Raw genomic sequence first — 6,980 nt, forward strand, 5'->3', positions numbered from 1 at the left:
GTGTTCGCGATCGCGGCTGCGACATCATGATCTTTAACACGAACAAACTCGCCGCCAAATTCTTTGCAGAGGCGTTCACACGTTTCAATGTGCAGACTTTCCTCGCGGGTCAGGAAGCGATCGGGATTATCCACAAATAAACAATAGACTGGAGCGTGCATATACCCAGCGATGCGGGCACCCCGACGAATCAGTTGCAGTGCATTGGGATAGGTTGAGACGCACACCAACACCCGTTCATGAATGTTGCAGTAGGAGGCATTGGTGGGAGTGTTGGCATCAGCAACGATGCCATCTTCTTCGATGTTGTCGGCGATTTCGCGCAGAGCAAGTTCCCGCAGGGCAATCAAGTGACGACGCTGAAAGAAGTTTTGCAATGCTTGGTCAATCTTCTCAGGCGCGTAAATTTTGCCGTCGGTCAACCGCTCTTGCAGCGTCTCCGGCGTAACATCGACCACTACCACTTCATCGGCTTCTTCTAAAAGACGATCGGGAATTCGCTCCCGTACCACGACACCTGTAATCCGAGCCACCAAGTCGTTGAGACTTTCTAGGTGTTGAATATTAACTGTCGAGAACACGTCAATTCCCGCCGCCAGAATTTGCTCCACGTCCTGGTAGCGTTTTTCTCGTTCTGAACCAGGGACGTTAGTGTGCGCCAGTTCATCTACCAGCGCTAGCTGCGGCTGTCGCGCAATGACAGCATCCGTATCCATTTCGGTTAGCGTAATGCCAGAACACTCTACCTGTTTGCGGGGCAAAAGCTCCAGTCCTTGCGCTTTTGCAGCAGTTTCTTCCCGCTTGTGAGTCTCCAGCAAGCCAACCACGACATCAATGCCTTCTTGCCGCAGGCAATGTCCTTCTTCCAACATGCGATAGGTTTTGCCTACACCGGGAGCCATTCCAATGAAAATCTTGTGCTTTCCGCGCTTGGCAGAACGAGGATAAAGACTATTGGTCAGCGGGGCAGAGGACTCGTACATAGGCGACTGACTTCCGCGTAGGGTTAGACTTAACCGTAAACATAATGTGGTTCAGAATGCGCGGACGATCGAGCAATCACACACAGGATTTCACTGACGCAGCAACCGACAATTCAATCAGTAGCATCGTTGCATTGAAGTCTACTCTACGATCTTAAAGTAATGTGAAGCGAATCGTCGTGTACGGTTAACTGCCAGAGTGCTGATCGGCAAGCGCTAGATTTAGCTTCAGCCTTGAAGGTGTGTCGCGATTGCTTCTGCCGCCTGATTGCCGTACTGCACCCCTAGAATAAAGGCAGCATCGCAACCGGGACACTCTGCAATGACGAGCCAGTGGCAAGACCGAGCAATTCCCGACAGTGCCTTCCCCGACAGCGACGGCAATCCAATGGCAGACAACACTGAGCAGTACCGTTGGATTGTCGTACTCAAGGAAAATTTGGAGGCTCTGTTTACCGATCGACCGGATGTATTTGTTGCGGCTGATTTGCTGTGGTATCCGGTCAGCTCCCGAATTATTCCGCCGATCGCGCCCGATGTCATGGTCGTATTCGGTAGACCCAAAGGTAGGCGCGGGTCCTATCGCCAGTGGCAAGAAGACAACCTGCCGCCCCAAGTCGTGTTCGAGATTCTGTCGCCGAGTAATACTGCGGAGGAAATGGACCGCAAACTAGAGTTTTACAACGCCTATGGCGTGGAGGAATATTACCTCTACAACCCCGACACGTTTGAGTTGAGCGGCTGGCTACGCCAAACCGACCATCTAACGCGGCTGTGGCAACTGAACGGTTGGCTCAGTCCCCGCTTAAAAATCCGGTTTGATACAGCGCAAGGCGAACCTGTGTTCTATCGACCAGACGGACAGCGATTTCTCACGCTAATCGAGATGGAGCAGCGGGCTACCCAAGCAGAACAGCAGCTAGAGCAAACAGAGCAGCAGCTAGAGCAAACAAAAGACCAGCTAGAGCAAGAGCGTCAACGGGTAGCGCGCTTGACGGAGTATCTACGATCGCAAGGCATTGACCCCGATCGTCTCTCTAACTAACACCATTAGCTTTATTTCTGAAAAGGTGCGCGATCGCACCCAAGCTGCCATTCTCGCACTGCAAACGCATCGGATTTCAAATAGTCCTAAGTATTGACTCGTGGCGGTTAGCTGTAGGGATAGCGCGATCGTCAGCGGCTAATCCCAAACCATCCCCCCGGACTTGCATTCAATTTGCGATACTAGGATCTGACTTTGTGATCTATTTCTGACATGTTCATCATTGATATCACGCTAAAAAACACGCCCTTGAGTCTGTCTGTTCAGCGGAAAACTGAGGAAGAGGCTGAGGCAACGTACAAGCAAATTCTAGAGTCGATCGGCAGCAATCCTCAGGTGCTGGAGCTGACGTGCGATAAGCAAGTGGGCAAAAAAATTGGCGTGTTGAGCAGCGAGATTTCCGCTGTGCAACTGTCCGAAAAATCCAGCAGCGCCACCTCGTCTGGTAGACCTCCTGGCTTTTTCGCCCTCGCTACAGAATGACGCCAACTACGACAGCACCGCCTGCCATTCAGTTGCAAGAGGTCTGCTTTGGCTGGGAGGCAGACAACACCGTGCTGGACTCTTGTAGCCTGGAGGTGCCGAGCGGTGAGTTTTGGATGCTGCTCGGCACCAACGGCAGCGGCAAATCGACTCTGCTGAAGCTGCTAGTGGGGCTGCTGTCGCCGAGATCGGGGTCGATTCATCTGCTGCCGCCCGTGGGCTTTGTGTTTCAGAATCCCGATCATCAGTTAGTGATGCCGACTGTGGGCGCAGATGTGGCGTTTGGACTCGTTGAAGAAAACCTGTCACCCATCCAAACGCGCCAGCGAGTAGAAGAGGCGCTAGATGCAGTCAATTTGCTGCACTTGCAGCGCCGCCCGATTTACGCCCTCAGCGGTGGACAAAAACAGCGCGTGGCGATCGCCGGAGCGATCGCCCGCAACTGCCGCGTCTTGCTGCTGGATGAACCAACGGCGCTGCTCGATCCCGACAGTCAATTGGATTTGGTAGCGCAAGTTCAGCAGTTAGTGAAACGCCAAGGCATTACGGCGCTGTGGGTAACGCATCGTTTAGATGAGTTGAACTACTGCGACGGAGCGTTTTTGCTAGAGCAAGGAATTGTCGTTGATCGTGGTGACCCACAGCGGCTCAAACAGCGGATGATGGCAACGCCCTAACCTGTGGGGACAGACGCCTCTAGCTTGGTAATGAGCAGAGTAACCAGATCGGGCTGCTTTGCCTGAATCTTTAACTTTATTTAACACATCTCAATGAAATGTGTGATGATGAAGTAAGAAGGACCTATCTCATTGTTGCTAGCTGGAGATCCTCGCTGAGTCCCATGCCGCGATCGTCGTTCCAAGCTGTGTTTCTGGTAGACGGCTACAACGTTGTTGGAGCGTGGGCTGACTTGCGGCAAGTGCGCGACCAGTACGGCTTAGAAGAAGCTCGTCGCTGTTTGGCTGAGTCTCTGATTAGCTACAGCACGTTTCAAGGATTTGACACCCAGGTTGTTTTTGACGCCCAATATCAGGATAGCTGCCGCGATCGAGAGGTTATTACCTCCAATCTCTGCCTCTGCTATACCGATTTTGGTGAAACTGCCGACACTTACATCGAAAAAGCCTGCGCCGACTTCCGGTTTGATCTGCGAAAGTTTCATCAGCGGCTAATTGTGGCAACGAGCGATCGAGCACAGCAGCTAACGGTGACAGGCTACGGAGCCGAGTGGATGTCGGCAGAGCGCTTGGCGGCAGAGGTGGACGCCGTCGCGCGTCGCGTTCAGCGCAAGCAAAAACCCGCAAAGAAGTCATCGGGGCGGTTTTTGGCGCACGGGTTGGACCCGGAAGCGCAGCGAAAACTGGCGCAGTTGCGGTTTGGAAAATAGGTAGCGCCTCAGCGTTGAGACAAGTCGATCAAAAAAAGTTAGGCAAAACGCTTGTCAAAGGATGCTAGTTCTAGGTAACATGGGATTCGCAGTGAAGAGCGGTCCTCAGTAGCTCAGTGGTAGAGCGATCGACTGTTAATCGATTGGTCGCAGGTTCGAATCCTGCCTGGGGAGTTGATTACAAATGAAGGGTCAAGAATGAGGGGTGGAAGTGCTCGACGTCCTTCGTTTAGTGATTTCGTCGCGTTTTGGTCGCTGGATCAGAGCGTCACGTTTTTGAATCACGGCTCGTTTGGAGCCTGTCCGCTGCCGGTGTTGGCAGAGCAGCAGCACCTCCGGGAGCGAATTGAACGGCAGCCGCTTCAGTTTTTTGCGAGAGATTTAGAAGCGCTGTTGGATGCAGCACGAGGAGAGCTAGCGGCATTCGTGGGCAGCGACGCCGAGAATGTGGCGTTTGTCCCCAATGCCACAACGGGCGTTAACACCGTGCTGCGATCGCTGCAATTTGCGCCCGGCGATGAACTTCTCACCACAAATCAGGAATACAATGCCTGCCGCAACGCGCTCAACTACGTCGCAGAGCGCTGGGGCGTGCAGGTCGTTGTGGCTGAGGTGCCGTTTCCGCTCCAGTCGCCGCAGCAGGTAGTGGATGCGGTGCTCGATCGAGTGTCCTCTCGGACGCGACTAGCGCTTCTGGATCATGTGGTGAGTCAAACGGGGTTGGTATTCCCGATCGCGCAACTCGTAGCAGAACTGCGACAGCGCGGTGTGGAAACGCTTGTGGATGGTGCTCATGCACCGGGAATGGTACCGCTGAATCTACAAGAGCTTGGCGCGACGTACTACACCGGAAATTGCCATAAATGGTTATCTGCGCCAAAAGGTGCCGCGTTTTTGTATGTGCAGCCCGATCGTCAGTCGATGATTCGTCCACTGACGATTAGCCATGGCGCCAACTCGCACCGCATCGATCGCAGTCGCTTTCGCTTGGAGTTCGACTGGACGGGGACAGACGACCCCACAGCTTATCTTTGTGTGCCGACAGCCATTCGGTTTCTGGGATCGCTCTTGCCGGGAGGATGGGCAGACCTGATGGCAATGAATCACGCGCTGGCGCTGTCTGCTAGAGACATATTGTGTGAAGCACTGGCGGTTCCGCCGCCCTGTCCCGATGCCATGATTGGGTCGATGGCGGTGGTTCCGCTGCCTGATGGAAATTTTCAAACACTCCAAGATGAACTTTGGCAGCACTACCAAATTGAAGTGCCGATCGTTCCCTATCCGGCACCACCTCGCCGTCTGGTGCGCGTATCGGCTCAACTGTACAACCAGCGATCGCAGTATTACTACCTAGCAGAATCGCTAATCGCAATGTTGAACGAAGATACATGATGAAGTACTAAGAAACTATACAAGATCTAACTAGATGTCAAAAGTAAATAATTCTTTAGACAAACGTGTGTTTTCAGCAGTAATTTAACCGTTTTTTGCTAGCCAGACGACTTTTTTAATCGAACGCTTCGGATAGAGTTAGAGCGTCGGTTAGGCACGATCGGTTGATCCAGCAAGATATATCTGCCACGCTGCCACTGTTCGATCAACCGCTGACTAAGTATTAGAAAGTTCTTCTTGTTTCTTAATGAACTGGATGTAGCGATCAGCGGCTAGAGGCGGCATTAGGTAAAAGAAGATACTTCAAAGGGAGATCGGTATACGGGAATTTGCTGGCGGAAGTTTCTTATTAGAAAGAACCAAATAATAACGGCATTAATTGTCTTCTATTCTAGGGATGCATATCGGATATTTCGGTGTCGGGGTTTTAGTTTTCTCTGTTTAGTAAGCGTTCTTAAGAGGTGCTATATGAGTTCATGCCCTTGCTGCTCCGGCGTCTTGCTCCGCCATATTCGTCATAACGGCATCTACTGGTTCTGCTCACATTGCTGGCAAGAAATGCCCAATACCTCCTTGGAGAGTTCTAACTTAAGAAGGATGCTTTCTAAGCAGGCGGGACTAGCAGAAGCATTAAGTTCCAAGTAGCCAGACGCTGCACAAAACTGGCTTGCCATCGAGGTTTATAGATTAATGTGAACGAGCGATCGAGTCTACGATCGCTCGTTCATTAACTTTTATTTAGGGTTCTCAGATAGCTTAAACTCAATGCCCTATAGTACCCAGTGCTCAGTGCTGGTCTAATGGCAGACACATGAACTTACCCTTTATTCTGGATGTTGGCATCGGATTAGTTTTTATCTTTTTAACACTCAGTTTGTTAGCATCTGAAATTCAGGAGCTTTTAGCAACGCTTCTTCAGTGGCGGGCGAAACATTTAAAGCAGGCGATCGAAACACTGTTAGCGGGCGAAAATAAAATAGAACCGACTCCAGATGCGCCGGATGATCAACCCGTTCAAGTTCAAATTAGTCAGTCAAAAGAACTTGCCAATAGTCTGTATAGTCATCCGTTGATTCGATCGTTAAATCAGGAGGCAAAAGGCATTTTAGGGCAAGTCGGACAGGCAGTTAGCCAACTGACTCAAACCGCAAGAGTTTTTTCCGGTCGCTCTAGCGGACCATCATATTTGCCCTCGGATGCATTTGCAACAACGCTGCTGGAAACGCTCAGAGCCGAAGATTTAATGCACAAGCTGAGTGAGGTTAAGCTGAATCGGCTGCTGCAAACCAAGCTAATTGATCCCATTCGGGAGATCATTCTGGATTTAAGAAATAGCACCGCAAACGACTCTCTGTTAGACCCCGAATTCCAACTGCTGGAATCCGAGCTTAGCGGTATCAGCCAAACATTTACCCGTCGAGAAATCACACTGGCTAGCAGTTTTGATCAGACGGTAGCCGCACTCCAGCGATTGATAACTGCATCGGAGGCAACCCTGCCGCAAGACGACTCAGTAAGCCAGACGTTTCTAAAGCGCTTGAGCACGATCGCAGAAGAAATGCCCAGCCTCCAGAACGAGTCGAAGCCCAGCATCGTTGAAACGATGTCGGAGCTAAGCACGATGAGCTGGGTCGCGCAACAGCTCCGTCAACACCGGGACTATCGCATTGCGTTTACCAGACTTCAAGAT

The 6,980-nt window shown here is 51.6% G+C and carries 6 protein-coding genes, 1 tRNA gene and 1 pseudogene; 7 read left to right on the plus strand and 1 reads right to left on the minus strand.

What is annotated here, in order from left to right; all coding sequences use genetic code 11:
• The coding region (locus tag H6F43_RS13455) for a sensor histidine kinase KdpD (protein ID WP_190343252.1) at positions 1 to 983 on the minus strand (983 nt) is incomplete at its 3' end.
• A gap of 322 nt (positions 984 to 1,305) precedes the next feature.
• Here H6F43_RS13455 and H6F43_RS13460 point away from each other — a divergent pair.
• The 7 genes and pseudogenes from H6F43_RS13460 to H6F43_RS13490 form a co-directional block, all read left to right on the plus strand.
• On the plus strand, positions 1,306 to 2,028 hold the full coding sequence (locus tag H6F43_RS13460) for a Uma2 family endonuclease (protein ID WP_190343253.1): 723 nt from the start codon (positions 1,306 to 1,308) through the stop codon (positions 2,026 to 2,028).
• 213 nt (positions 2,029 to 2,241) lie between these two features.
• Complete coding sequence (locus H6F43_RS13465; RefSeq protein WP_190343254.1) at positions 2,242 to 2,511, plus strand: hypothetical protein; 270 nt, start codon at positions 2,242 to 2,244, stop codon at positions 2,509 to 2,511.
• A complete protein-coding gene (locus H6F43_RS13470; RefSeq protein ID WP_190343255.1) occupies positions 2,508 to 3,188 on the plus strand; it encodes an ABC transporter ATP-binding protein in 681 nt (226 codons plus the stop codon). Before H6F43_RS13465 ends, H6F43_RS13470 begins: the two co-directional genes overlap by 4 nt.
• A 164-nt stretch (positions 3,189 to 3,352) precedes the next feature.
• Positions 3,353 to 3,898, plus strand: coding sequence for an NYN domain-containing protein (locus H6F43_RS13475; protein ID WP_190343256.1), 546 nt, complete (start codon positions 3,353 to 3,355; stop codon positions 3,896 to 3,898).
• 102 nt (positions 3,899 to 4,000) lie between these two features.
• Positions 4,001 to 4,072 (plus strand) — tRNA-Asn (locus H6F43_RS13480).
• Positions 4,073 to 4,096: 24 nt separating this feature from the next.
• Positions 4,097 to 5,290 (plus strand): aminotransferase class V-fold PLP-dependent enzyme, encoded by a 1,194-nt coding sequence (locus H6F43_RS13485; RefSeq protein WP_190343257.1) that lies wholly within the window; start codon positions 4,097 to 4,099, stop codon positions 5,288 to 5,290.
• An 811-nt stretch (positions 5,291 to 6,101) separates the two neighbouring features.
• Positions 6,102 to 6,980: pseudogene (locus tag H6F43_RS13490) on the plus strand (hypothetical protein); the annotation flags it as partial.

The sequence above is a fragment of the Leptolyngbya sp. FACHB-36 genome (genome assembly GCF_014695955.1).
GTDB lineage: Bacteria > Cyanobacteriota > Cyanobacteriia > Leptolyngbyales > Leptolyngbyaceae > FACHB-36.